This is a genomic window from Glaesserella sp. (assembly GCF_041814905.1).
Taxonomy (GTDB): domain Bacteria; phylum Pseudomonadota; class Gammaproteobacteria; order Enterobacterales; family Pasteurellaceae; genus Glaesserella.
Genome location: NZ_JBGXYA010000002.1, coordinates 24,610 through 50,164, shown reverse-complemented (window position 1 = coordinate 50,164; position 25,555 = coordinate 24,610). Strand labels below are relative to the sequence as shown.

Here is a 25,555-nt window from a genome sequence, read left to right as displayed (position 1 = left end):
GTCTGCAAAATGCTCGTATTATAAACGATTTTTTTATTTTTTATCAATTTGTAACCAATCAACCATAATGTTCTCAGCTTCCGTTAAGAAGAAGTCCGGACCTTCATAATCTTTTGGTAATTGATCAATATTTTTTAATGCCTTTTTACCTTCTCGTTTAAAGCGAGCATTAAGATCTTTCAAACGTTTCGCCTCATCCGCGTCGTACTCTTTTAGACGCTCTTCTAAATTTAAAGAGGTAAACTTACGTTCATCACGTTCTTTACGAATCGCAATATCTTCTTTTAAGGTAATAAATTCAGGTTCTTTCTCAATACGTTCTTCATGCTTTTCAGTCAACGCTGAAACTGCATTGCGAGCATTTCCAACTTCTTTATAGTTAGCCGCCGGGATTTTATCCCATGGTAACGCATTATCTTCAAAGCTTTCACCCGTTTTTGCCGCATCAATAATTTCAGGGAAACGGATATCCGCCTCTACCCCTTTAAGCTGAGTACTACCGCCATCAATACGATAGAATTTCTGAATCGTATACTGAATAAAGCCTAACGGTTCTTGATCCAAATCATAAATAAAATTCAGAGAACGGCTTTGTTGCACTGTTCCTTTACCGAAAGATTGCTGGCCAATCACAATAGCACGATTATAATCTTGCATCGCTGCAGCAAAAATTTCTGAAGCAGAAGCACTATGACGGTTAATCATCACAATAATATTGCCGGTATATTGAACCCCGATATCCGGATCTTCATGGACTTTAATTCGATTAAAGGCATCACGAACCTGTACAACTGGACCTTCTTTAATAAATAACCCGGTTAAATCCACTACTTCGCTTAATGAACCACCGCCGTTCTCACGTAAATCGATAATTAAGCCGTCTGCTTTTTTGGCTTTCATCTCATCAAGTAACTTACGGACATCTTTGGTCAAACCAATATAGAACCCTGGAATTTTAATAACTGCAACATTTTTGCCACCAACTTTATCGATGGTTAATTTTGCCGCGCTGTCTTCTAAGCGAATCTGATCACGCACTAATGTCACAATTTTCGTTTTGCCGCCTTTTGCCGGCTCAATTTCAAGGTAAACTTTCGATCCTTTTTTACCTTTAATTTTGTCAACTACATCATCTAAACGCCAGCCGATAACATCTTCAATCTTATCCGCAGATTGTCCGACACCGACAATTTTGTCGTTAACGCTGATTTTTTTACTACGTGCCGCAGGCGCCCCCGGAACCAGAGATTTAACCTGAGTAATATCATCTTCCATTTCAAGAGTTGCACCAATACCTTCTAAAGAGAGATTCATGCTTTCTTGGAAACGTTTTGCCGCTCTTGGCGATAAATAACTGGTGTGTGGATCAATTTCTCTGGCAAAAGCGTTAAGATAAATTTGTAAAATATCATCCGCTTTATTTTGAGTTAAACGGCGAATCGCTAAGTTATAGCGTTTAATCAAGGTTTTTTGAATTTCAGGCCATTTTTTATCTTTTAAATAAAGATTGATGATGTCATTCTTAACACGTTGTCGCCAAAGTTCATCCGCTTCTGCCGTTGTTTTAGGGAAAGGGGCATGTTCACGATCATTTTCAATTTGATCGTGACCTTTTAAATCAGGTTCTTTATCTAAGAGAGATAACACATATTTATAACGTTCATAACGACGTTTAGTCATTAAATCGTACATCTCAAAAGCAATGTCTAATTTCCCTTCATATAACTCGTCATCCAGTCGATTGGCATATTTTGCTCGCATTTCATCAACATCTGATTGCAAAAAAGTATTATGTGCGCCATCAAGCCAATCAACATAACGGTTAAAAATCTTCTGGGAAAACTCATCATTTAATTGAAATTTATGATAATGAGATTGTGTTAAGCGGGCAGTTACACGTTTGGTTGATAAACTGTGTTGTTCTGTCGGCTGCGGAAGTACAAGCTCGCTTTCTTTAATGGTTGGTTCAACCGCAGATGTTGTTAATGTAAATACACCAAACAAAACACCGACAGCATAACTTAATCTATTGTGTTTCATGTCATTCCTATCATTAAATAATGGTGAAAATAAACGGAGAATTATTTCTTACCTTTTCCGAATTTACTTTCTAATGCAGCCAAACTCTCTAATGAAGCTTTCGGAGCTTGTTCTGTTTTTTTAGATTCCGCACGCTTTTTCGCATTTTGTTCTCGCGTTTTTTGTTTGAAAAATGCTTTGCGTTGTTCTTTCTTCTCTTTTAATTCCTGTGCTTTACGTTCTGAATAAGCAGCTTTCGCTTCCGCTAATGAATGTGCCGCATGTTCTGCCTGCATGGCGTCCACCACACCCGCATCCTCACCATTCAACCCGACACGTACCGCCCCTTCTTTACATGCATGCAAATAACGCCAACTCATAGTATAAGTTCGCAGGGCTTGGCGTAATAACGTTTTACTGACTTTATCATCGTTTGCCAATGCGGTTGCCAAATCTTGAAACAGCCCTACTTTCAATGGTTTAGCTTCTCCTTCCGCAATAAAACAAAGCGGAAACTGCTCAACCAGATAGTGAATGACTTCTTTTGTCGTCAATGCTGTTTTTTGATTTTGTTGTATTTCTTGTTGTTCAGACATAATATTTTCCAGTAATAATTTCATGGGGAGAAAAAATAGTGCTTACTATATTTTATTTACCCAACCTAGTCTATAGAGTTAAAGCTGAAGTTTCATTTAGACCCCAAGAAAATTTCAGTTTGTGTAAAAATTTATTAAATTTAATTTGCCTTCATTCAGGATAAATGCTCTAATCCCGTTTGGCGATGATTAATTTATCGCCACTTATTTTATTAATTTATTGAAGGACTATGTATGTCAAAATTAACAGGCACAGTTAAATGGTTTAACTCCGTTAAAGGTTTCGGTTTTATCACGCCGGAACAAGGTGGCAATGACGTTTTCGTTCATTTTTCTGCCATCATCAGTGAAAATTCTTATCGTAATCTTAAAGACGGCGATAAAGTAGAATTTGAAGTTCAAGCATCGGATCGTGGTCCTTCTGCAGTTAACGTAAAAGTACTTTAAGCTTTTATAAATATAAAGATAAAGCCATTAGCAAAACACTAATGGCTTTTTTGTCGGTTAAATCTGAGCGTCTAGAAATCTCTCCGCATCTAATGCAGCCATACAGCCACTTCCCGCAGAAGTAATCGCCTGACGATAATTATGATCCATAACATCACCCGCTGCAAAAACACCTTCTACGCTGGTTGCCGTGGCGTTACCGTCTAAACCGGATTTTACCACGATATAACCGTTTTTCAGTTCAAGCTGATCTTTAAATATATCCGTATTCGGGCTATGTCCGATTGCAACAAACACACCGTCTAAAGTTAACGACTCGGTATCACCGCTTTTGGTGCATTTAATTCTCACACCAGTTACCCCGGAATTATCGCCCAGCACTTCGTCTAATACACTATCGGTATGCAGAATGATTTTTCCTTCTTCTACTTTTTTCATTAAACGTGCAATTAAGATTTTTTCACTACGAAAAGTGTCACGACGATGAATTAAATGCACTTGTGATGCCACATTAGACAAATACAGCGCTTCTTCCACTGCGGTATTACCGCCGCCAATCACAGCCACCGGCTTATTGCGATAAAAGAAACCGTCACAGGTTGCACAGGCGGAAACGCCACGTCCTTTGTAATGTTCTTCCGAAGGCAAACCTAAGTATTTAGCCGATGCTCCGGTTGCGATAATTAATGCATCGCAAGTAAAAGTATTAAAATCACCCTTTAACGTAAACGGGCGTTGAGATAAATCAACGCTGTTAATATGGTCAAAAATAATTTCCGTATTAAACTTTTCCGCGTGTTTTTGCATTTTATTCATTAATTCCGGACCGGTAATATCTTCAAATTCACCCGGCCAGTTTTCAACCTCAGTCGTGGTGGTTAATTGTCCACCTTGTTGAATTCCGGTCACTAATACGGGATTCAAATTTGCACGTGCCGCATACACCGCTGCGGTATAACCGGCAGGACCTGAGCCTAAAATTAAAAGTTTTGCGTGTTTTGTAGTCATCATTCTTCTCCGAAAGCCGTCGTTTAAATTTGCAAAGTTTTAGTCAAAAACGACCGCTTGTAAATTAATTAATATAATAGGGAATAGAGCTGTCTGCGAAAGCGGGGGACTAGCGGGTCCGCATTTCCCATCGCCGACAAAATAGCTAAAAATTGTGTTTTTACTTCACCGTTACCGGCGGCTAAATCCTGTTTCAACCATTCAAACAACAGGGCTAACGCTTCTTCATTACGTTTAACCTGATGTAACTGATTCGCTAATTTTACTGCAATATCAGGGCGTTTCGTTTTAGCATAATCTGCTTGTAATTGTTGAATTTCCGGTGAATCCGCCGCTTGCTCAAGTAAACTGATTTGATCTTGCAATCCTTGCCAACGACTATCGCGATCTTGAATCGGAATCTGAGCTAAAACGGCTTTCGCTTGTTCAAGCTCTTTCATTGCGATATAAGTTTCCGCATAAAGCAAAGCAAAATCACTGTTCTTTTTGTCGGTTAATTCCCACGCTGATTTCAATAGCGGCAATGCCAAATCATACTGTTCCGCCTCTAAATACTCGAGGGCTTGATGAAACTGAAGCTCCTCTTCTTTCGGCAAAATATTACTCAAACGGACACGCAATTCCTGCTCACTGACCGCACCTTGAATCGCATCAACCGGTTGCCCGTTTGCAAAAAAATAGCTGGTTGGCACCGCTTGTACACGGAATTGAGCCGCAACCATAGGATGCTCATCACAATTCACTATCGCGAGCAAAAACTGCTTCGGATATTCATCCGCCAAACGGCGAAACAACGACTCCATTTCAAGGGATGCCGGCTCTCGAGGAGAAATAAAATGAAAAACCACAGGCACTTCGGCTGTGGCATTGATGACTTCACTAAAATTCGTTTCGTTTACGTTAATGATATATTCCATATTTCCCTTAAAGCGGCAATATCTTAAAAGACATTGCCGCTTTCTACTTAAATAGTTTAATTAGCGTGATAGCGCTTAATGACTTTAATTGCACCACCGTGACCTAAACAAGCCGTATCGTCCTTAGCAACGGAATAACTACCGTCTCGACAAACAGCCGTAACTTCCGGCGGCAAATCTTTTGAAGAGGTGAGTTGAATCGTGGAGGAATCGTCAGTCGGCGTATTCACCACATCAACTTTTTGCCCGGCACTACATGCAACCAAACCTGTTGCAATCACAAGAATCGTAAGAAAATTATATTTTTTCATAACCAACTCCCTAGGTTCTCACAATTTCATTATAAAAAAGGGTTGAAAACAAACGTTGTTCTCAACCCACATAATGACGCTGTTTATCTTAGAATTCAAGCATTATCCGTTAACAAATTTTTCGCCTAATTCGATATCTGCTTTTAAGGTCGGAATCATTGCTTGAATCGCCGCCTCCTCATAAGCACTCAAGGTGCCGATTGGCAACAACTCTTCTACACCGTTTAAACCTAAACGGACAGGTTGGGCAAAGAAACGGGCATATTCGCCGTTACCTTCAACATAAGCATATTCTTTAACTTTCTCACCGGTTAAGCCTTTTAATACAGAACTTGCAAAACGTGCTGCCGCTTGTGCCATAGATAAAGTTGCCGAACCGCCGCCAGCTTTTGCTTCAACGACTTCAGTACCCGCGTTTTGGATGCGTTTGGTTAACGCTTCAACTTCCTCTTGGGTGAAGTCGATTTTATCTTCTTCATGCGCTTGAGAAAGCAATGGAAGAATAGTTACGCCAGAGTGACCACCGATTACCGGGATATTCACATGATGAACATCTTTGCCTTTTAATTCCGCAATAAAGGTTTCGGAACGTAGCACGTCCAATGAAGTAACGCCGAATAATTTACGCTTATCATATACACCGGCTTTTTTCAAAACTTCTGCGGCGATTGCAACCGTCGTATTTACCGGGTTAGTAATAATACCGATACAAGCATTCGGACAAACTACCGCAACTTTTTCAATTAAGTTGCGTACAATACCCGCATTAATATTAAACAAATCCGAACGATCCATCCCCGGTTTACGAGCTACACCGGCAGAAATTAATACTAAATTCGCGCCTTCAAGTGCAGGTGTCGGATCTTCACCGCTGAAGCCAACCGCTTTAACCGGTGTCGGAATGTGACTGACATCAACTGCAACGCCCGGAGTCACTGGTGCAATATCATACAATGCAAGCTGTGTACCCGCCGGAAGCTGCAATTTTAATAATAGTGCCAATGCCTGACCGATACCGCCTGCCGCACCTAATACTGCTACTTTCATAAAAAATTCTCCTTGGATTGAGTTATCGATAATGAGATAGTTAAAAGTGTATGTAAAATGAAGCAAAGATTCAAACGGCAAAGTGTAATTTTGAGAGATAGTGCAAATTTTCAAGAAAAAATTTCGCTGAGGATTGATTTATTTGCATAAATAAGCAAAAATTCTGCATATTTAAAAAATAAAATGAATAAAAAGGATACGATGTGGAAAAATTTGATTCACTGGCTGAAGCGTTTAAATCATTATTACGCGAAGCAAAATTCAGCTCTCAAAGTGAAATGGTTACCGCATTACAAGAACTTGGCTTTGAAAACGTGAACCAATCAAAAGTATCGCGTATGTTATCCAAATTCGGTGCAGTACGCACCCGCAACACAAAAATGGAAATGGTTTATCAACTCCCTTCGGAGTTAGGTGTGCCGACTACGTCCAGCCCGCTTAAAAACTTAGTAATTGATATTGATCACAACGACTTTTTGATCGTCATTCGTACAAGCCCGGGAGCCGCACAACTTATCGCACGTTTGCTCGATTCCATCGGCAAAGCGGAAGGGATTCTAGGCACCATCGCCGGCGACGATACGATTTTCGTCACCCCGACCCAAGGCACATCAATCAAACTATTGATTGAAAATATTACGGAGCTCTTCGAGAGTACACTCTAATGAAAATTTTAATCACCGGCGGCACAGGCTTTATCGGTAAAGTGTTGGTAAAGGCGTTAGTGGATTCCGGCCATCACCTCACACTATTAACCCGCCAAAAATTGGCCGATACACAAGCGGTCAGTTATTGCCAAAATTTTGCAAATTTCGACAATCTAAACGCGTTCGATGCCGTAATCAACCTTGCCGGCGAACCGATTTTCGATAAAGCATGGAACGAGCGGCAAAAACAGAAGCTCATCGCAAGTCGGCTTGAAATCACGCAACAACTCGTTGAATTAATTGCCAAAAGTGAGCATCCTCCGCATACACTGATTTCAGGCTCTGCAACCGGTTATTACGGTGATCTGCCATTTGCAAAAAATTACGACGAACAGACCGCTTGCGGTTCTTCCTTTGCCGCACAAATATGCCAACACTGGGAACAGACCGCCTTACAAGCTAAAAGCGACAAAACCCGTGTTTGTTTAGTCAGAACAGCTATTGTCTTAGATAAAAACGGAGGTGCGTTAAAACGAATGCTACCGCTTTATCGTTTAGGGCTTGCCGGGAAATTAGGTTCAGGCAAACAACATTGGGCATGGATTTCTCTCACCGATGAAGTACGTGCCATCCTGTTCTTATTAGAAAACGCCGACTGTCACGGCGCTTATAATTTTGTCGCGCCACAACTTACCACCAACGCCGATTTTAATCGCACGCTTGCTCAAACCTTAAAACGCCCTGCTATTTTTGCAGTGCCTGCTTTTATATTGAAATGGATATTGGGCGAACGTTCTCAACTGCTCTTGGACAATCAACCGCTAGTGCCGAAACGGTTGTTAGCAGCTGGATTTGAGTTTGAAGATACTGATTTAGCAGCATTTTTCCGCAAAAATCTATAAAAAAATCGGCACATTAACAAACCGGGAAAGTCCGATTGTTGATGTGCCAATTTTTCGATGAATTTAAACATTAAAACGGAAGTGCATCACATCACCGTCTTGTACGACGTAATCTTTCCCTTCCAAACGCCATTTACCTGCTTCTTTTGCGCCATTTTCACCTTTGAACTGAATGAAATCTTCATACGCAATCACTTCTGCACGGATAAACCCTTTTTCAAAATCGGTATGGATAACCGCTGCCGCTTTTGGCGCGGTTGCCCCGACAGCAACGGTCCAAGCACGAACTTCTTTCACACCGGCGGTGAAATAGGTTTGCAGGTTTAATAACGCATAACCGGCACGAATCACACGGTTTAAACCCGGCTCTTCGATACCTAAATCTTGTAAAAATTCGCTTTTCTCATCATCTTCAAGCTCAGCGATTTCCGCCTCAATTGCCGCACACACCGGCACAACCACCGAACCCTCTTTTTCCGCAAATGCACGTACTTGCTCCAAATACGGGTTATTTTCAAAGCCGTCTTCGTTAACGTTCGCTATATACATTGTTGGTTTTAAGGTTAAGAAATTATAGCTTTTAATTGCGTGTAACTCTTCTTTATCCAAATTAATCGAACGAATCATGCCGGCATTTTCCAATACCGGTAAAATTTTTTCCATCACCGATAATTCAAATTTTGCGTCTTTGTCTCCGCCTTTGGCACGTTTTTGTAAACGTTGAATCGCTCGCTCGCAACTGTCTAAATCCGCCAACGCCAATTCTGTATTAATCGTATCAATGTCATTTAACGGCTCAATTTTACCCGCAACATGAACAATATCATCATTTTCAAAACAACGTACAACATGACCGATCGCATCCGTTTCACGAATATTCGCCAAAAATTTGTTACCTAAACCTTCACCTTTACTTGCACCGGCAACTAAGCCTGCAATATCCACAAATTCCATGGTGGTTGGTAATACGCGCTCCGGTTTCACAATTTCTGCCAAGGCATCCAAACGAGAGTCCGGCATCGGTACCACTCCGGTATTCGGCTCGATTGTACAGAACGGATAGTTTGCCGCTTCGATACCCGCTTTGGTTAACGCATTAAATAATGTTGATTTACCGACATTCGGTAAACCGACGATACCACATTTAAATCCCATTTTTTGTTTCCTGTTATTTTTTAAACTTTGACTTCCACCCTGCTTGTAGGAAGAATAAGCGAATTTGCAAAAAATCAGCAAAAACCGACTGCTTGTTCCCACCCCCGCAAACGAGGGCAAAATAACTGATTACGCCTTAAACGTATTTAAGCGATTGGTCGCTTTCACAATGCCGTCTTTAAATAATATCTCAACACAACGACTTGCTTCGTCAACAGCTGCCTCGATTAACGATTTATCCGTCGGTGACGGTTTACCAAGCACGTAAGCAGCGACCAAATCCTTATGCCCCGGATGACCGATACCGATACGCACACGGAAAAAATTATTACTATTGCCGAGGGCTGCCACAATATCTTTCAAACCATTATGTCCGCCGTGACCGCCACCCTGCTTGATTTTGGCTACGCCGGGCGGTAAATCCAGTTCATCGTGGGCAACTAAAATTTCTTCCGGTTTAATTCGGTAAAAATTCGCCAATGCTCCGACTGCCTTACCGCTTAAATTCATAAAGGTCGTTGGCACTAATAAACGCACTTCGCCTTGCGCTGTATTGATTTTCGCCACTTTGCCGAAGTATTTTGATTCTTCTTTCAAGCTCACATTGAACCGACGGGCAATCTCGTTAATCAACCATTCCCCCGCATTGTGGCGGGTTTCTTCATATTTTGCTCCGGGATTGGCAAGCCCTACAATTAACTTAATTTGCGACACAATATTCTGCCTTGTAAATAAAAGGCGGTATTGTAGGCAAAACGAGGGAATTTAACAAGGAAGAAAAATTTGAAACCCAAAAGGGATATCCCTCATTGATTGATTTAACCGCGCACCGAATACACCTTAAATTTATTCGATTTGGCAAGCAGCTGATGCTTACCGAACGCTTGATCCAATAAATCGGGATACGGTAAAAAAGCGTTCGCGACAATCCGTAATTCACCACCTTTGTTTAAATGATTTTTCGCTTGAGCAATAAGCTCCTGCACCGCACGATAAGCGGTGTCTATACCATCATGAAACGGCGGATTGGACACGATCAGGTCGAAACGTCCGTTGATATGTGAAAACACATCGCTAGCCAATACTTCCCCTTCTAACCGATTTTCTGCCAACGTACGGCGACCGGACTCAATTGCCATCGCATGAATATCGGACATCGTCAGTTTAATTTTCGGAAATCGTTGTTTCAAAAATGCCCCGATGACTCCCGCGCCGCACCCAATATCCAACACTTTTCCGGTTAAACGATCCGCTTTGTCAAAGGTGGAAAGCAATAATTTGGAACCGTTATCCAACTCTGTCGAACTGAATACCGCAGGTAATGCAAAAATATCCAGCTCTTGCAAGCGGTAGGTTTTCCAGAATTTTTTGCAATCGAAACCCGGCAGAGTTTTCAGCTCAAATTGATACAACCCGCAACGGCGGGCAGAATCAATTTTATGAATATCACCGAACGGTTCCAGCAGATTTTCCACCGAACGTACACCGGCACGGTTTTCGCCGATAATCAACAGACATTGTCCGATCGGCGCTTGCGACAACCATTGAAACAGTTGAAACTGACATTCTTGCTTGTTTTTAGTCCAGTAAAAAACAGCCAAATCCGCCTGAATACGGCACGTCAAGCCAAATTCAACATCCGCGTGCAAACGGGCGTAATCAAAATAACTGCTAAAAGTCGCAACACGGGTTGCTTCGGCGTTAATCCGATCGGCAAAACGGTCGCGAATATCGCCAAACAGCAGCACCGATTTTGCGTTAAACAACTGCAAATGCCGTTCTAATACTTCACTTTCAATAGATAACATAAATTTCCAAAATTGATACGAAATAATTTCGCCATTCTACCGATTTTTGCTACCATTCCCCAACTTTTTGTGAGGAAAACCGATGAATCGACGCGATTTACTGCTAAATGAAATGAATATTACCCAGTGGGTACTGATAAAACCGCAGGTTTTGAAGGGCGATGCACAAATTCGCCTCTCCGAACAGGTTAAATTTGTGGTAGTGTGCGAAGAAAATCAACAACAAAGCGGCTTTTTTCAGGATGTGTTGCGTGCATTAGATTTAAAAAGTGATGAATATCAATGGCTGACATTGGAACAAACAATGCGCCTTGCATTTGATCATTCACCGATTTTCTGGCTGATTCAAGCGGAGGAACAATCCGCAAAATTTGCAAAAAAATACCCGAAACAGACCGCTTGGACACAAACCTCTTGGCAGGAAATCCACCAACCGCAACAAAAACGCCGACTTTGGCAACAAATGCAACCTTTTTGCCGACATTTTGAGGATAGTCAGTGATAGAACCGATTTCCGCTTATGATTTCGAACGTTTGTTTGAGATTGAACAACAAGCGCATAGCGTGCCGTGGTCGAAAGGAACCTTATTAAACAACCAAGGCGATCGCTATCTTAATTTAAAATTATCCATTGAAAATCAAATTGTTGCCTTCGCAATTTGCCAAACGGTATTAGACGAAGCAACGTTATTTAATATCGCCGTCGCACCGCAATGCCAAGGCAAAGGTTACGGCAAACGGCTTTTACAAGGTTTAATCGGGCAACTCAAGCAACAAGGCATTCTCACCCTTTGGCTTGAAGTCCGCCAATCCAACACCACCGCCCAAGGTTTATACCATGCTTTAGGCTTTAATGAAGTCGATATCCGCAAAAACTACTACCCGACCGCAAACGGCGGGTGCGAAAACGCGGTTGTGATGGCTTTGTATTTATAGAGAGAATTATGACAACACTCCAAACTTTTCAAGAATTTGACCTTAACCCGGAATTACTTGAAGCCTTAGATAAAAAAGGTTACAAACGCCCGACCGCAATCCAAGCCGCAATGATTCCGGCTGCGTTGGAAGGACGTGACGTACTCGGTTCGGCGCCGACCGGCACCGGCAAAACTGCCGCATTTTTACTGCCGGCCATCCAACATTTGCTCGATCATCCGCGTCGCAAGCCCGGTCCGCCGCGCATTTTAGTGTTAACGCCAACCCGAGAACTCGCGATGCAAGTCGCAGAGCAAGCGGAAGAAATTGCCCGATTCACCAATCTGAAAATCGCAACCATCACCGGCGGTGTTGCCTATCAAAACCACGGTGAAGTATTTAATACCAATCAAGATCTGGTTGTCGCCACGCCGGGACGTTTACTGCAATATATCAAAGAAGAAAATTTTGATTGCCGTTCGGTTGAAGTGCTGATTTTTGACGAAGCCGACAGAATGATGCAAATGGGATTCGGGCAAGATGCGGAAACCATTGCAGCAGAAACCCGATGGCGTAAATATACGTGGTTGTTTTCCGCAACGCTTGAAGGTGAATTATTGGTTGATTTTGCCGAACGCGTTCTTAATGACCCGGTGCAAGTTGATGCGGAACCAAGTCGCCGTGAACGTAAAAAAATTCAACAGTGGTATTATCACGCCGATAATCTTGATCACAAAACCAAATTATTGGCTCGCCTTATCAGTGAATTTGATATTGAACGTGCGATTGTGTTCGTCCGTCGCCGTGAAACCGTACGTGAACTCAGCGAAATTTTACGTAAACGCGGTATTCGTTCTACCTATTTGGAAGGTGAAATGGCGCAAACCCAACGTAATCAAGCAATTACCCGCTTAAAAGAAGGCGTAGTCAACGTGTTGGTTTCTACCGATGTTGCAGCTCGTGGAATTGATATTGATGATATCGATTTTGTAATTAACTTCGATTTACCCTACAGTGCCGATACTTATCTGCACCGTATCGGACGTACTGCACGGGCGGGCAAAAAAGGCTCGGCAGTTTCGTTAGTGGAAGCGCACGATTATAAACTGCTCGGTAAAATCAAACGTTACACGGAAGAACCGTTAAAAGCCCGTATAGTGGAAGGCTTGGAGCCTCGCACCAAAGCCCCAAAAGACGGCGAAGTCATTTCGATCAGTAAAAAAGAAAAGGCTCGGATTAAGAAGAAAAAAGAAGATAAAAAAGATGCGGATAAGAAAAAAGTTAAAGTTCGCCATAAAGACAGTAAAAACATTGGTAAGCGCCGCAAACCGACGAGTAACAAAACGGAAACCGAATAACCTACAAGCGGTCTGTTTTTGCAAATTTTTTGCAAATTCGGACCGCTTGTTCATTATCCTTTACGATACAGATTCTGGGCATACCATGTATCGCCGATTTTTTCCGCGTTTTCCACCCGTTCCACAAGCTGAAAACAGCAACGTTTTGCCACAGCATTGCTGCGCTGATTATGAACTGCGCATTTTAAAAAATAGTGGTCGAAAATCGGATGTATTTCTTCCATCACGCGTTGGATGCTCTGAGTCACAATGCCTTTTCCTTGTACGTCCGGCGAAAGCCAATAGCCTAAATAGACCGTTCGATTTTGCCAATCAATCGGTTTATTCAGGCTCAATGTGCCAACCGGATTATTCCGATAACAGATAGCCCACACATAAGAAATCCCCTGTTCTGCATCCTGTTCGCTGGCTTTCACAAAGTTGACGGCATCCTCTATTTTCTGTGTAAACGGCGTCCAATTCACAAATTGCGCCAAATAATCGCGATGACGAACGATTTGTTCAAACAGCGCTTGACTGTGCCGCAGCGCAATTTTTTCCAGCATAATGTCCGAAGTCACTGCAATGATAGCGGGCAGTTTTTGCATAACTTTCTCCATGAATATGGTCGTCTTTCGACAAATTTACGAAGAAATGATAGGCAGTTCAAGAGACAAGCGGTCTGTTTCTGCAAATTTTTTGCAAATTTTTAACTTTTCCCCTTGAAATTACGATCCATCGTCTCAAAATAGCACCGCGTTATGGTCGCGCGAGCGACCACATTTATTTCATGTCAATCTTAGGAGTAATTCAATGAAAATTCGTCCGTTACACGACAAAGTAATTTTAAAACGTGAAGAAATCGAAACTAAATCTGCCGGCGGTATCGTTTTAACCGGTTCTGCGGCAACTAAATCTACTCGTGGTACTGTGATTGCCGTTGGCAATGGTCGTACTTTAGATAATGGCACCGTACTTCCGTTAAACGTGAAGGTGGGTGACGTAGTTATTTTTAACGAATACGGAGTGAAAGAAGAAAAAATTGACGGTGAAACCGTGTTAATTATTTCTGAAGACAATATTTTGGCAATCGTTGAATAATTGAGATATTAAAGGATAAATAAAAATGGCAGCAAAAGATGTAAAATTTGGTAACGACGCTCGTGTAAAAATGTTAAACGGCGTAAACGTATTAGCAGATGCAGTAAAAGTGACTTTAGGTCCGAAAGGGCGTAACGTGGTATTAGACAAAGCCTTTGGCGCACCAACGATCACTAAAGACGGTGTATCTGTTGCTCGTGAAATCGAATTAGAAGATAAATTCGAGAATATGGGCGCTCAAATGGTTAAAGAAGTCGCTTCTAAAGCCAACGATGCGGCAGGTGACGGTACCACTACAGCAACCGTATTGGCTCAAGCTATCGTAAATGAAGGCTTAAAAGCGGTTGCCGCAGGTATGAACCCGATGGATTTAAAACGTGGTATCGACAAAGCAGTAGCGGCAGTTGTTGAAGAGTTAAAATCGCTCTCTAAACCGTGTGAAACATCAAAAGAGATTGAACAAGTCGGTACGATTTCTGCAAACTCAGACAGTACAGTGGGTAAATTAATTGCTCAAGCAATGGAAAAAGTGGGCAAAGAAGGCGTAATCACTGTTGAAGATGGCACTGGTTTAGAAGATGCATTAGATGTGGTTGAAGGTATGCAATTCGACCGTGGCTACTTATCACCATACTTCATCAATAAACCGGAAGCCGGCACAGTAGAATTAGAAAATCCATACATTCTTTTAGTGGATAAGAAAATTTCAAATATCCGTGAAATTCTGCCTGTATTAGAAGCGGTGGCAAAAGCGGGTAAACCGTTATTAATTATCGCAGAAGATATTGAAGGCGAAGCATTAGCAACTTTAGTTGTGAACACGATGCGTGGTATCGTGAAAGTAGCCGCAGTGAAAGCACCTGGCTTTGGCGATCGCCGTAAAGCGATGTTACAAGACATTGCGATTTTAACTGCCGGTACGGTCATCTCTGAAGAGATCGGTATGGAACTTGAAAAAGCGACTATCGAAGAGTTAGGTCAAGCAAAACGTGTGGTGATTTCAAAAGACAACACCACCATCATTGACGGTGTAGGTGATGAAGCACAGATCAAAGGTCGTGTGGCACAAATTCGTCAACAAATCGAAGATTCAACCTCAGACTACGACAAAGAGAAACTCCAAGAACGTGTGGCTAAATTAGCTGGCGGTGTTGCAGTCATCAAAGTCGGTGCAGCAACTGAAGTTGAAATGAAAGAGAAAAAAGACCGTGTAGATGATGCGCTTCACGCAACCCGTGCGGCTGTGGAAGAAGGTATTGTTGCCGGCGGTGGCGTGGCATTAGTGCGTGCGGCAAGCAAAGTGGCTGATGTAGTGAAAGGTGATAACGAAGAACAAAACGTGGGTATCCGTTTAGCACTTCGTGCAATGGAAGCACCGCTTCGCCAAATCGTGACAAACGCAGGTGAAGAAGCATCTGTTGTTGCTCGCAACGTAAAAGACGGTAACGGTAACTACGGTTATAATGCCGCAACCGAACAATACGGCGATATGTTAGAAATGGGTATTTTAGACCCAACTAAAGTAACCCGTTCTGCATTACAATTTGCGGCATCTATCGCAGGTTTAATGATTACGACTGAATGTATGGTCACAGACCTGCCGAAAGAAGAAAAAGCTGACTTAGGCGCCGGAATGGGCGGTATGGGGGGCATGGGCGGAATGATGTAATTTTGCCTAAACCTTAAACTTTGAAAAATGCCATCGGTTATTCGATGGCATTTTTATTTGCAAAAAATCTGCCAAAACCGACCGCTTGTAAGCTATAATAACGCAAATCACTGTATAAATTCACATAAAGAGGCGTAAGAATGGATTTTTCCTTATTGCTCGATGGCTTAAACGATAAACAACGCGAAGCCGTTGCCGCACCTGTCGGCAACTATTTAGTCCTTGCCGGAGCCGGTAGCGGTAAAACCCGCGTACTCACACACCGTATCGCGTGGTTAATCGGTGTTGAAAATGTGCCTGAATCCAATATTTTAGCCGTCACCTTTACCAACAAAGCCGCGGCAGAAATGCGTCACCGCATCGAATATACCCTTTCCCAAACCGGTCATCACCGCCTGTTCGGTATGTGGGTCGGGACGTTTCACAGCATTGCCAACCGTTTGCTCAGAGCCCATTATCTGGATGCCAATCTGCCGCAGGATTTCCAAATTATGGATACCGAAGATCAGCAACGCTTAATCAAACGATTACTGAAGTTACATAATATCGACGAAAAACATTTCCCGCCCAAGCAGGTCAGCTGGTTTATCAATGCCCAAAAAGATAAAGGCTCACGCGCCAAGGATATTGAACACCATGGCGATCAAAACACTCAAAAATTGGTGCAGATTTATCAAATTTATCAAGATGCCTGTGACCGTGCCGGGTTGCTGGATTTTGCCGAATTACTGATTCGTTGTTATGAGTTATTTAAAAACAAGCCACTGATTTTGCAGCGTTACCAACAACGTTTTCAGCACATTTTGATTGATGAATTCCAAGATACCAACAACATTCAATATGATTTGATTCGCTTGCTTGCCGGCGATAAAAGCAAGGTGATGATTGTCGGAGATGATGATCAATCCATCTACGGTTGGCGGGGAGCGCAAGTCGAAAATATTCAACGCTTTTTAAACGACTACCCGAATGCGGAAACGATTCGACTTGAACAAAATTACCGTTCGACCGGCAATATCTTAAATGCCGCTAACGCATTGATAGCCAATAATGACGATCGTTTAGGCAAAAATCTGTGGACTGACAGCGGTGACGGCGAACCCGTCGACATTTACTGCGCCTTTAACGAATTGGACGAAGCCCGTTTTGTTGCATCACAAATCAAACAGTGGAAAGAAGATGAAGGCGAGTTAAATCAATGCGCCGTGCTTTATCGGAGCAACAGTCAATCCCGTGTGATTGAAGAGGCGTTAATTCAAGCTAATATTCCCTACCGTATTTATGGCGGTATGCGCTTTTTTGAACGCCAAGAGATTAAAGACGCTTTAGCATATCTGCGTTTAATCGCTAACCGCCAAGATGATGCGGCATTTGAACGGGTCATCAACACACCGCCGCGCGGTATCGGTGATCGCACTTTAGATACGTTGCGTCAATTAACCCGTACCCGTCAAATCACTTTATGGCAAGCGATTCAGGTTGCCGTACAGGAAGAACAGCTGTCCGGACGGGCTGCCTCCGCATTGCTCCGCTTCGTGGAATTAATCAATGCCCTTGAACAAGAAACCGAACAAATGCCGTTGTTTGAGCAAACCGATTACGTCATCAAAAAATCGGGGCTCTATGACATGTACAAACAGGAAAAAGGGGAAAAGGGCGAAGTGCGAATCGAGAACTTGGAAGAATTGGTGACGGCAACCCGCCAATTTGTCAAACCGGATGAAGCCGAGGAAATGAGTGATCTCAGCGCCTTTTTAACCCATGCCTCACTGGAAGCGGGCGAAACCCAAGCTTCCCCGCATCAAGATTATGTGGAATTAATGACGTTACATTCGGCAAAAGGATTGGAATTTCCCCGTGTTTTCATTGTCGGTGTGGAAGAAGGGCTGTTCCCAAGCGGCATGAGCTTTGAAGAAGGTCGTTTGCAGGAAGAACGCCGTTTGGCTTACGTCGGCATCACGCGCGCCAAAAAGAAGCTGACCATCAGCTATGCGGAAAGCCGTCGCTTATACGGTAAAGAAGAGCGCCATTTGCCTTCACGTTTTATTGCCGAATTACCCGAGCAACATATTCGTGAAGTACGTTTACGCGGTACCATTAACCGCCCGGCACAATTTGCAAATTTCCGCACGAATCCGACCGCTTGTAGCGCACCGCAAACCGAAGCCGCATGGAAAATGGGGCAAAAAGTCCGCCATGAAAAATTCGGACAAGGGACTATTATCAACGTCGAAGGCAGCGGCGATCAAACCCGTCTGCAAATTGCCTTCGTTCAACAAGGGATCAAATGGTTGATCGCCAAAATTGCCAAATTGGAAAAGGTCTAGATTGATGAATTCAATTTACGACGTTGTTCCGAATTCGGCAACATAGTAGAATATAGAGGCGAATAACGGACTGTCAGCGAACATCGCTACCCTGTCGTTACTTTCGATCATTCAACAATCGGAGGTAGGGGTTTTGCGTTTTCCGGCGTATTCAATCACAAGAGATTTTTTAGCTCTACTTGCTCGATATCTTATGCGAATGGATGAATATTGAATACGCTGAAATCTGTCGTATCGCAATAAATTCCGATTACGGCAGAAAGCAAAACAATCGGAGAATAAGCCATGAAACATGAAATCGAACTCAAATTGACACTTGCCGAGTCAATCATTCCAACGATTAGGACTTGGTTAGCACAATTACCTACTTTTGGGTATGAAAAACAACCGCTGGAAAACAGCTACTATGATAATGCGGAACGCTTTTTTGCCTTAAATGACATTGGGTTACGCGTCAGAAAAAAAGCCCAACGGTTTGAAATGACACTAAAAACCGGCGGTAAAACGATAGGCGGATTGCATATTCGCCCCGAATACAGTGTCGAACTTCCGAACGAAACACCGGATCTCCAACGATTAGCCGCCGCGGAAGGGCTACCGTTTCAGGCAGATCCGAATAGCCTGCAATCTTCACTCCATCTTTTGTTTAAAACAGACTTCATTCGAGAAAGATGGCTTGTGGTGCAAGATTTGGCACAAATCGAAATCTGCCTGGATCAAGGCGATATAACCAACTCATTGATCAAAGAAAATATCTGTGAATTAGCGCTGGAATTAATCGAAGGAAACCCGATCGAGCTTATTCAGCTGCTCAGAACAATGCCGATAATCGACGGAATATATTTCAGCGCATTAAGCAAAGTCGAACGCGGTTATTTACTGAATGACGCCGAAAAAGCATCGAAAGATGTTGAGCAGTTACTACAGGCCGATATTATTGAACGCCCGTTTATCTGCCTCTATCAAATTGAACAATATATTGCCGATTATCTGCGTCGATTGGATTACCATCCGCAATTGCTGGGTAAATTCTTAGAAATTCATCAACGATACAACCAACAATTACATTTTAAGTATGACACGGGCAAAGAAAATTGGCGAACCGTACAACATTTTTTAGCCAGTGCCGAGTATTTTAAATACAACCTGAATTCCCTTGAGCGAATTTGCCGGGAAAACATCAAATAATCTCTCCTACGCTGTGAAAACTGCAGAACCGTTTTCACAGCGTCACTTTGTTATTTGTCAAGTCCGATAAAAAATGCCAATAAAATTGGTACAACCAAATTCACAATAAAGCCAAAACTGATTGCGAGCGGCACTATTTGGATTCCGCCCGTTTTTTGGATAATCGGCAAGGTAGCATCAAGAGATGTCGCTCCACCCAATCCAACTGCCGTCGACGGAAAAAACCGCATAAAGAATGGAATCGCAAACAGGCAGAAAATCTCCCGTGATAAATCGTTAAAAAAGGCAATACTGCCGTAAACTGCTCCCCAAGCATCGTTCACCAACACACTGGAAAGAGAATACCAACCAAAACCTGATGCCAATGCTAAAGCTCGAATTAACGGCAAATCCAGCAAATAAGAGGCAATCACACCTCCAATCAAGCCACTTCCCATAAATACTAATGAGGTAAAAATACCACGTTTGTTTAAAAAGACTTCTTTAAGCGGAATTCCGCTGTTTCTTAATTGGATGCCGACACAAAAAATCATCAAGACCAAGACATAAGTGCTGGAATGTAATGGAAAATCAATGATTCCCTTGGTAAAAAAACCGAATAACGCCCCAACGAGTACCGTTAAACAGAGCTGTAAGGATTCCGATAATACTTTCCAACGGGAAGGTAAATCTTCCAAGCGATGAGTGCTACGAGCCATCGGATAGAGTTTATCAAAGACAACGAGGGCGATAATATTACAGCCGTGTAAGATAGCGGTAAGCCCGAAAGCAATAGCACCAATTTGCGGTAATTTGGTAGTCAGTTCGTCTAATTGCCCGAGGGAAATCCCCATAATCAATAAAATCAGATAGAGGCAATACATGGTAATTCGGTTTACCCACTGCAATAGAATTTGGTTCGAAATACGAAACAAGTAGCCCAAAAAAAGTGGCACAAAGGCGATCATTAAGCCGTAAATCATTTTTTCTCCTTATTTTTGAGAGAAGCATTCTAACGCTTATCCGACAAAACAAAACTGTTTTTATATACAGTTATTTGTTATACTACAAGCGGTCATTTTTACACAATATTTTGCAAATTATGGATCCTCAACGAAAAATCATTCACATCGATATGGATTGCTTCTACGCTGCGGTGGAAATGCGTGAAAACCCAAGTTTGGCAGGTAAACCGGTTGCCGTCGGCAGTAATGTAAAGCAACGCGGAGTCTTGACTACCTGCAATTATGAAGCGCGTAAATTCGGGCTACGCAGTGCAATGGCGACGGCACAAGCGTTGAAACTCTGCCCTCATTTAATATTACTGCCAGTTAACATGGTGCTGTACCGAGAAGTATCTAAACAGATCCACCACATTTTTAGACGTTATACCGAAATTATCGAGCCGCTTTCGCTAGATGAAGCTTATCTGGACGTGACCGATTGTACTCAATGTAGCGGTTCCGCTACTTGGATCGCAAGTGAAATTCGCCAAGCCATTTGGGATGAGCTAAAACTTACCGCCTCCGCCGGTATTGCCCCGTTGAAATTTTTGGCGAAGATCGCCTCAGATCAAAACAAACCAAACGGGCAATTTGTGATCCGCCCCGAAGAAATTACCGATTTTGTATCCAAATTACCGCTTAAAAAAATTCCCGGTGTCGGCAAAGTCACTGAAGAAAAGTTAGCACAACTCGGTTTGCATACCTGTAGAGATATTCAACAGTCCGAACAACAAGTCATTTATCAGCAGTTCGGAAAATTCGGGCAACGTTTATGGAACTTCAGCCACGGGATTGATCCACGTAACGTTGAAGTGAATCGACCTCGGAAATCCATTGCCGTGGAAAATACTTTATTGAAAGATATTGAGCAGCTCAGGGAGGCTGAAAAGATATTACATGAACAATTTCATCAGCTGATTTACCGTATTCAGCGTCACTGGGGTGATAAATCACCGGTGGATTTTAAAAAATTGGGAGTAAAATTAAAATTCGACGATTTCACTCAAACCACGCTGGAACGGACAACTGACGGACTCACCGAACAACGGTTTATTGAATTGCTCCACCAAATCTGGCAACGGCGAAACGGTAGAAAAGTCAGATTATTAGGAATAAACGTTCATGTTCCCGAACAAAAAGTTACACAACAACTAAATTTATGGGAATAATTTTTGTCATAGTCTTGAATTTTATGAAATTCATCATTATTTTAAACGCTCGGTAAATAACCGACCGGAAATAATAGAATTGTTGGTGTATCGGTCACAAATAAATTATTTTTTATTGCAGTCATACCACAATAAACAAACTGATTTCTTACTTGCTTAACTACTTACTTTGGAGAATTATCTATATGATGCGTATTGCTCTTTTCCTCGCAACCAACTTCGCTGTGATGATTGTGTTGGGAATTATTTTAAGCGTAACAGGAATTGCGGGGAACAGCACCGGCGGTATCCTGATTATGGCACTACTCTTCGGTTTTGCCGGCTCTTTAATTTCCCTATTTTTATCCAAGACAATGGCATTGCGTTCTGTCGGTGCTGAAATTATTAAAGAACCGCGCAACAATGCAGAGCGTTGGTTAGTTGAAACCGTAAAACGTCAATCTGCACAAGCTGGTATTCCGATGCCGGATGTGGCTATTTATCATTCTGCGGACGTAAATGCGTTTGCCACAGGGGCCACTAAAAGTAATTCGTTAGTCGCTGTGAGTACAGGCTTACTCAACAACATGACACAAGATGAAGCGGAAGCAGTTGTTGCACACGAAGTCGCACACATTGCGAACGGCGATATGGTAACAATGACGTTATTACAAGGTGTATTAAATACTTTCGTTATTTTCTTATCACGTATGATTGCCAGCGCCGTTGCCAATAATCGTAGCGATAGTGATAGCAGCCAAAACTCAGGAATCTATTTCTTAGTTGCAATGGTACTTGAAGTATTATTCGGTATTTTAGCAACCATTATCGCAATGTGGTTCTCACGTTACCGCGAGTTCCGTGCCGATGCAGGTTCTGCAAGCCTTGTCGGTAAAGAGAAAATGATTGCGGCGCTTGAGCGTTTACGTAAAGTACACGAACCGCAAGAGATGGAAGGTTCCTTAAATGCCTTTATGATTAATAGTAAACGCAAAGAGCTCTTTATGAGCCACCCACCGCTAGAAAAACGTATTGAAGCGTTAAGAAATTTACCGTAAAAAAATCAGGATGCTTTTGCATCCTGATTTTTTATCTATTTTTCCAATTTCTCTTCCGATATATCACCTAATAAGCCAGCGTAACGCACCGTTTTCGGGCTTGACTCTAAGGCGATTTTTAACGCCATGGTCAGAGGAACGGAAAGTAGCATACCGACCGTACCTAGCAACCATCCCCAAAACAATAAAGAGAGGAAAACGACCAAGGTAGAAAGCCCTAGGGATCTTCCCATCATACGCGGCTCCATAATATTGCCGATAACCATATTAATCGCGATAACACCTACCGCAACACCTAAACCGACGGAAAAACCGTTAAGCAACAAGGCTTGTACGATGATCGGAACTGCCGCAATAATAGAACCGATATTTGGAATATAGTTAAGTAAGAAACCTAATGTTCCCCAAAGTACTGCATATTGTACGCCGGTAAATTCAAGTAATGCCCAAATACAAAAACCGGTCAATAAGCTAATGACTGTTTTGACGCCCAAATAGTTGATTACCCCTTGTAAGATTCTGTTGATATGGCTTTCTTTTGAAGCAACATCATTATTTCCGCTTAAAGCAACTGCAAAGCGGTGTTTTGCCATAGGCGCTTCCAATAACATAAACACAACTACGAGCAATAACACAAATATATTGGTGACGACACCGGAAAAACTGAGCAACAAACGGCTCACAAAATTCATAATCAAGCTTGGGTCAAAATGTTCTAACACCGTTTCACGGGAAATCGTAATCGGAAGATTCCACTCCGTAGCCAGCTGCGTAAGGGTGTTCACTCTTTCTATGAGTAACGTTTTATATTGTGGAATGGAAACAGTGAATTCTCTCACGGTGCTATTGATTAATCCGGCGAGAAAAACGGAAATCACCAAAAACAGAACAAATAATAAGGTAATTGCCAGCCAAAGCGGTACTTTACGATCCGTCATAAACTTCACAATCGGTGAACAAATAATCGCAATAAATAAGGCTAATAAAAAAGGCACCACAATTTCGGCAGACAGTTTTATGCCGGCTAAAATAACGATAATTGCTGCGGTAGCAACTAAAATTCGGGTAAGGGAGGAGCTTTCTTGCATAGGATTTCTCTAAAAACTTATGGATACAAGCGGTCATTTTCATCACATAATTTGCAAAAAATTGCGCAAAAAAGACCGCTTGTTTCAGGTTATTTATATTCTGCGTGATAGGTTTTTTTGAGCTGATTCAATTTTGTTGCCGTAGTTTTCGCTTCTTCAAGCTTTCCTTGCTCTGCTAACGACTTTGCTTCCGTGACCACATCAATCACTTCCTGCATTCCTTTCTGATAACCGGCAAAACGGGTTTGATCGCCGTCTAAGCTTTTCGGCATGGTTTCTTGCGCTTTTTTTGCCGCCGTCAAAAATTTATCCGCACTTTGCTGAAAAGCTTCTACCGAATCTGCTTTTAATAACTGATTGACTTCTCGATTCATCTGGAACATATCGCCGGAAACATTAGCAACCGCCACTGTGGAAAACGCCACACATAATACTGCAAAATACTGTTTTAATAATTTCATAAATCACTCCTAATAAAAAACGTGGGGAAAATCCCACGTCTTTATAGCAAATTTAAGCAGATAATCAATCTTTTGATTAACCTTTATATTTTTGGAATACCAAACAAGCGTTGGTACCACCAAAACCGAAACTATTTGACATTACGGTCGTTAACTCCTTGTCTTGACGTTCTGTCACGATGTTCATGCCCTCAGCTTGTTCGTCTAAAGTTTCGATATTAATACTCGGTGCGATAAAGTTATTGTGTAACATCAATAATGAGTAAATCGCTTCATGAGCACCCGCTGCACCTAAAGAGTGACCGGTCATTGATTTGGTTGAAGAAATTGCCGGAGATTGACCTGCAAACACATTGCGAATCGCACCAAGTTCTTTGACATCCCCCACCGGAGTTGAAGTTCCGTGTACATTGATATACTCGATTTCACCGTTTACCGTTGCCATTGCTTGCTTCATGCAGCGCTCCGCACCTTCACCGCTTGGCGCAACCATATCGTAACCGTCTGAGGTTGCACCGTAACCGACGATTTCAGCATAAATTTTCGCACCGCGCGCAAGAGCGTGTTCTAATTCTTCAACCACAACAACAGCACCACCGCCTGAGATCACGAAACCGTCACGGTTCGCATCATAAGCTCGAGAAGCTTTGGTCGGTGTTTCATTATATTTACTGGAAACGGCACCCATTGCATCAAATTGCGCCGCGCCTTCCCAACATAATTCTTCCGCACCACCGGCAAAAACAACATCTTGTTTACCTAATTGGATTAACTCCATTGCGTGTCCGATACAGTGTGCAGAAGTTGCACAAGCGGAACTGATACTGTAGTTCACACCATGGATTTTAAATGGTGTCGCCAAACAAGCGGATACGCTCGATGCCATCGTTTTAGTTACCGCATAAGGACCGATAGCTTTCACACCGCGCGAACCACGAGCTGCGTCGCAAGCCGCAACTTGCCAACGGGCAGAACCGGTACCCGCACCGATCACTAAACCGGTACGCTCATTAGAAACTTGCTCTTCGGTTAAACCTGAGTCTTCAACCGCTTCTTTCATGGAAAGATAGGCATAAGCCGCTGCATCGCCCATAAAACGAAAAATCTTACGATCAATTAACTCTGACGGATCTAATTTTACGGTACCTGCCACTTGGCTACGCATACCCGCTTCCGCAAAGCTTGGTACAAATTCAATACCCGATTTACCTTCACGTAATGAGGCTAATACTTCTTCTTTGTTGTTGCCGATACTTGAAACGATACCTAAACCGGTGATTACCACTCTTTTCATTCTTTTTCCTCTTGAATTTGTTGTTTAGATTAAAAAAACCTATTTATTTTACCCGATTTCACCCTCGGGCAGAACCGATTAATGCCCGCAAGTGGTCAGATCTGAAGAATGCGCAATAAAAGAATTCCC

Annotated in this window: 26 protein-coding genes; 12 read left to right on the top strand and 14 right to left on the bottom strand. The window is 42.4% G+C overall.

All coding sequences use genetic code 11. The features are described from left to right. Window positions 1-33 precede the first annotated feature (33 nt). Together prc and proQ are read right to left on the bottom strand one after the other, a co-directional pair. The gene (gene prc, locus ACEYJ7_RS00320) at window positions 34-2,040 is read right to left on the bottom strand and encodes a carboxy terminal-processing peptidase (RefSeq protein ID WP_373777044.1); all 2,007 of its coding nucleotides are present in this window, start codon (window positions 2,038-2,040) and stop codon (window positions 34-36) included. Window positions 2,041-2,081: 41 nt separating this feature from the next. After that, window positions 2,082-2,615: an RNA chaperone ProQ gene (gene proQ, locus ACEYJ7_RS00315; protein WP_373777086.1), complete on the bottom strand. Its 534-nt coding sequence runs from the start codon at window positions 2,613-2,615 to the stop codon at window positions 2,082-2,084. A 234-nt stretch (window positions 2,616-2,849) separates the two neighbouring features. On the opposite strand from proQ, the gene ACEYJ7_RS00310 reads away from it, so the two are divergent. Continuing rightward, a complete protein-coding gene (locus ACEYJ7_RS00310) occupies window positions 2,850-3,062 on the top strand; it encodes a cold-shock protein (protein ID WP_373777043.1) in 213 nt (70 codons plus the stop codon). 57 nt (window positions 3,063-3,119) lie between these two features. Here the strand turns inward: ACEYJ7_RS00310 and trxB are convergent, their stop codons facing one another. From trxB to mdh, 4 genes are all read right to left on the bottom strand, one after another. Beyond that, window positions 3,120-4,070: a thioredoxin-disulfide reductase gene (gene trxB, locus ACEYJ7_RS00305; protein WP_373777085.1), complete on the bottom strand. Its 951-nt coding sequence runs from the start codon at window positions 4,068-4,070 to the stop codon at window positions 3,120-3,122. Between the two features lie 68 nt (window positions 4,071-4,138). Then, the gene (locus ACEYJ7_RS00300) at window positions 4,139-4,987 is read right to left on the bottom strand and encodes a co-chaperone YbbN (RefSeq protein ID WP_373777042.1); all 849 of its coding nucleotides are present in this window, start codon (window positions 4,985-4,987) and stop codon (window positions 4,139-4,141) included. Window positions 4,988-5,043: 56 nt separating this feature from the next. Beyond that, the gene (locus tag ACEYJ7_RS00295; protein WP_373777041.1) at window positions 5,044-5,298 is read right to left on the bottom strand and encodes a hypothetical protein; all 255 of its coding nucleotides are present in this window, start codon (window positions 5,296-5,298) and stop codon (window positions 5,044-5,046) included. 102 nt (window positions 5,299-5,400) lie between these two features. Continuing rightward, window positions 5,401-6,345 carry a malate dehydrogenase gene (mdh, locus tag ACEYJ7_RS00290; RefSeq protein WP_373777040.1) on the bottom strand — a complete coding sequence of 315 codons (945 nt, stop codon included), beginning with the start codon at window positions 6,343-6,345 and terminating at the stop codon, window positions 5,401-5,403. A 203-nt stretch (window positions 6,346-6,548) separates the two neighbouring features. On the opposite strand from mdh, the gene argR reads away from it, so the two are divergent. Both argR and ACEYJ7_RS00280 read left to right on the top strand, forming a co-directional pair. Beyond that, window positions 6,549-7,010 carry a transcriptional regulator ArgR gene (gene argR, locus ACEYJ7_RS00285; protein ID WP_373777039.1) on the top strand — a complete coding sequence of 154 codons (462 nt, stop codon included), beginning with the start codon at window positions 6,549-6,551 and terminating at the stop codon, window positions 7,008-7,010. Next, window positions 7,010-7,894, top strand: coding sequence for a TIGR01777 family oxidoreductase (locus ACEYJ7_RS00280; protein ID WP_373777038.1), 885 nt, complete (start codon window positions 7,010-7,012; stop codon window positions 7,892-7,894). The genes argR and ACEYJ7_RS00280 overlap by 1 nt, the downstream gene beginning before the upstream one ends. Before the next feature lie 63 nt (window positions 7,895-7,957). Here the strand turns inward: ACEYJ7_RS00280 and ychF are convergent, their stop codons facing one another. The 3 genes from ychF to rsmC form a co-directional block, all read right to left on the bottom strand. After that, window positions 7,958-9,049: a redox-regulated ATPase YchF gene (gene ychF, locus ACEYJ7_RS00275; RefSeq protein WP_373777037.1), complete on the bottom strand. Its 1,092-nt coding sequence runs from the start codon at window positions 9,047-9,049 to the stop codon at window positions 7,958-7,960. Between the two features lie 129 nt (window positions 9,050-9,178). Continuing rightward, window positions 9,179-9,763 carry an aminoacyl-tRNA hydrolase gene (gene pth, locus ACEYJ7_RS00270; protein ID WP_373777036.1) on the bottom strand — a complete coding sequence of 195 codons (585 nt, stop codon included), beginning with the start codon at window positions 9,761-9,763 and terminating at the stop codon, window positions 9,179-9,181. A gap of 104 nt (window positions 9,764-9,867) precedes the next feature. Then, the gene (gene rsmC / locus ACEYJ7_RS00265) at window positions 9,868-10,857 is read right to left on the bottom strand and encodes a 16S rRNA (guanine(1207)-N(2))-methyltransferase RsmC (RefSeq protein ID WP_373777035.1); all 990 of its coding nucleotides are present in this window, start codon (window positions 10,855-10,857) and stop codon (window positions 9,868-9,870) included. Window positions 10,858-10,939: 82 nt separating this feature from the next. On the opposite strand from rsmC, the gene ACEYJ7_RS00260 reads away from it, so the two are divergent. From ACEYJ7_RS00260 to srmB, 3 genes are read left to right on the top strand one after another with little or no spacing between them, the layout of a single operon-like run. Beyond that, the gene (locus ACEYJ7_RS00260) at window positions 10,940-11,359 is read left to right on the top strand and encodes a DNA polymerase III subunit psi (protein WP_373777034.1); all 420 of its coding nucleotides are present in this window, start codon (window positions 10,940-10,942) and stop codon (window positions 11,357-11,359) included. Next, window positions 11,356-11,793: a ribosomal protein S18-alanine N-acetyltransferase gene (gene rimI / locus ACEYJ7_RS00255; protein ID WP_373777033.1), complete on the top strand. Its 438-nt coding sequence runs from the start codon at window positions 11,356-11,358 to the stop codon at window positions 11,791-11,793. The genes ACEYJ7_RS00260 and rimI overlap by 4 nt, the downstream gene beginning before the upstream one ends. Window positions 11,794-11,801: 8 nt before the next feature. After that, entirely contained in the window at window positions 11,802-13,130 is a 1,329-nt protein-coding gene (srmB, locus tag ACEYJ7_RS00250) for an ATP-dependent RNA helicase SrmB (protein ID WP_373777032.1), read from the top strand. Between the two features lie 53 nt (window positions 13,131-13,183). Here the strand turns inward: srmB and ACEYJ7_RS00245 are convergent, their stop codons facing one another. Then, window positions 13,184-13,717 carry a GNAT family N-acetyltransferase gene (locus ACEYJ7_RS00245; protein ID WP_373777031.1) on the bottom strand — a complete coding sequence of 178 codons (534 nt, stop codon included), beginning with the start codon at window positions 13,715-13,717 and terminating at the stop codon, window positions 13,184-13,186. Window positions 13,718-13,922: 205 nt separating this feature from the next. Here ACEYJ7_RS00245 and ACEYJ7_RS00240 point away from each other — a divergent pair, with 205 nt between their 5' ends. The 4 genes from ACEYJ7_RS00240 (at window position 13,923) to ACEYJ7_RS00225 (ending at window position 19,394) form a co-directional block, all read left to right on the top strand. Next, window positions 13,923-14,210: a co-chaperone GroES gene (locus ACEYJ7_RS00240; protein ID WP_373777030.1), complete on the top strand. Its 288-nt coding sequence runs from the start codon at window positions 13,923-13,925 to the stop codon at window positions 14,208-14,210. Between the two features lie 25 nt (window positions 14,211-14,235). Next, window positions 14,236-15,879: a chaperonin GroEL gene (gene groL, locus ACEYJ7_RS00235; RefSeq protein ID WP_373777029.1), complete on the top strand. Its 1,644-nt coding sequence runs from the start codon at window positions 14,236-14,238 to the stop codon at window positions 15,877-15,879. Between the two features lie 140 nt (window positions 15,880-16,019). After that, complete coding sequence (gene uvrD / locus ACEYJ7_RS00230) at window positions 16,020-18,206, top strand: DNA helicase II (protein WP_373777028.1); 2,187 nt, start codon at window positions 16,020-16,022, stop codon at window positions 18,204-18,206. Between the two features lie 285 nt (window positions 18,207-18,491). Further along, entirely contained in the window at window positions 18,492-19,394 is a 903-nt protein-coding gene (locus ACEYJ7_RS00225; RefSeq protein ID WP_373777027.1) for an inorganic triphosphatase, read from the top strand. Window positions 19,395-19,444: 50 nt separating this feature from the next. On the opposite strand, the gene ACEYJ7_RS00220 is transcribed toward ACEYJ7_RS00225, so the two are convergent. Beyond that, complete coding sequence (locus ACEYJ7_RS00220) at window positions 19,445-20,356, bottom strand: lysine exporter LysO family protein (RefSeq protein WP_373777026.1); 912 nt, start codon at window positions 20,354-20,356, stop codon at window positions 19,445-19,447. Between the two features lie 119 nt (window positions 20,357-20,475). Between ACEYJ7_RS00220 and dinB the strand changes: the two genes are divergently transcribed. Together dinB and htpX are read left to right on the top strand one after the other, a co-directional pair. Then, a complete protein-coding gene (gene dinB / locus ACEYJ7_RS00215; RefSeq protein ID WP_373777025.1) occupies window positions 20,476-21,546 on the top strand; it encodes a DNA polymerase IV in 1,071 nt (356 codons plus the stop codon). Window positions 21,547-21,731: 185 nt separating this feature from the next. After that, window positions 21,732-22,583, top strand: coding sequence for a protease HtpX (htpX, locus tag ACEYJ7_RS00210; RefSeq protein WP_373777024.1), 852 nt, complete (start codon window positions 21,732-21,734; stop codon window positions 22,581-22,583). Window positions 22,584-22,618: 35 nt separating this feature from the next. Here the strand turns inward: htpX and ACEYJ7_RS00205 are convergent, their stop codons facing one another. The 3 genes from ACEYJ7_RS00205 to fabB form a co-directional block, all read right to left on the bottom strand. Further along, the gene (locus tag ACEYJ7_RS00205) at window positions 22,619-23,671 is read right to left on the bottom strand and encodes an AI-2E family transporter (protein WP_373777023.1); all 1,053 of its coding nucleotides are present in this window, start codon (window positions 23,669-23,671) and stop codon (window positions 22,619-22,621) included. 89 nt (window positions 23,672-23,760) lie between these two features. Continuing rightward, entirely contained in the window at window positions 23,761-24,132 is a 372-nt protein-coding gene (locus ACEYJ7_RS00200) for a cytochrome b562 (protein ID WP_373777022.1), read from the bottom strand. 76 nt (window positions 24,133-24,208) lie between these two features. Next, entirely contained in the window at window positions 24,209-25,426 is a 1,218-nt protein-coding gene (fabB, locus tag ACEYJ7_RS00195) for a beta-ketoacyl-ACP synthase I (protein ID WP_373777021.1), read from the bottom strand. Window positions 25,427-25,555 lie beyond the last annotated feature (129 nt).